Origin of the sequence: Acinetobacter lwoffii (assembly GCF_024129435.1) — a bacterium.
GTDB lineage: Bacteria > Pseudomonadota > Gammaproteobacteria > Pseudomonadales > Moraxellaceae > Acinetobacter > Acinetobacter lwoffii_F.
The window spans coordinates 1-554 of the sequence record NZ_JAMXXN010000078.1 but is presented as its reverse complement, the minus strand read 5'-3'; the positions used below and the strand labels follow the sequence as shown (position 1 = coordinate 554).

General features: G+C 41.9%; 1 protein-coding gene. It reads left to right on the top strand.

From position 1 onward, the window contains the following. Positions 1-554, top strand: a 554-nt coding sequence (locus NI455_RS15380) for an IS5 family transposase (RefSeq protein ID WP_253114895.1), incomplete at both ends; no start/stop codon positions are given.

The window sequence follows — 554 nt, the reverse complement described above, 5'->3', positions numbered from 1 at the left end:
GATATTGCAATCAGCTACCAAAAAAGTAGCGATGGGCTGCATCTACTCATGGACTCTACAGGCATGAAGTTTCTAGGTGAGGGCGAATGGAAACGCAAGAAACATGGACCTGAATATCCTCGCCAATGGCGTAAACTTCATATTGGTATAGATGCTAAAACCCTACAAATACGAGCAGTTCAGCTTACAACCAATAATGTCAGTGATTCACAGGTGCTTGGTGATTTACTTAATCAGATTCCACAAGATGAGCGGATTGACTCTGTTTATACCGATGGAGCTTATGACACCAAGCAATGCCGTCAGGTCATTGCAGATCGGCAAGGGCATGCGGTGATTCCACCTAGAAAAAATGCGAAACCATGGAAAGATACAAAGAGTAGCTCGCTAGAGCGAAATGAATTACTTCGAACAATTAAACGTTTAGGCAGGACACTATGGAAAAAATGGTCAGGATATCATCGGCGAAGTTTGGTTGAAACTAAGATGCATTGCATCAAATTATTAGGAGATAAACTCAGTGCAAGGAGTTTTGATAGCCAAGTGAATGAGAT